1 pseudogene is annotated in these 318 nt (G+C 38.7%); it reads right to left on the bottom strand.

The features are described from left to right. Window positions 1-318, bottom strand: a pseudogene (locus QQK25_RS24700) (F0F1 ATP synthase subunit beta); the annotation flags it as partial.

Here is a 318-nt window from a genome sequence, read left to right as displayed (position 1 = left end):
AAAGCGGATACTTCGGATCCTGCTTGGACGAAACGGAAAATATTGTCAATAAATAGAAGTACGTTTTGTTCATTAACATCCCGAAAATATTCCGCCATAGTTAGGGCAGTTAAACCAACTCTCATACGAGCTCCCGGTGGTTCATTCATCTGACCATAAACTAGAGCAACTTTTGATTCTGAAATATTTTGTTCATTAATCACTCCAGATTCTTTCATTTCCATGTAAAGATCATTTCCTTCACGAGTACGTTCGCCTACTCCGCCAAATACGGATACACCTCCATGAGCTTTAGCAATATTATTGATCAATTCCATG

It is taken from the genome of Zoogloea oryzae, assembly GCF_030161255.1.
GTDB lineage: Bacteria > Pseudomonadota > Gammaproteobacteria > Burkholderiales > Rhodocyclaceae > Zoogloea > Zoogloea oryzae.
The sequence above is the reverse complement of the archived record's forward strand: the minus strand, read 5'-3'. Positions and strand labels throughout refer to the sequence as shown.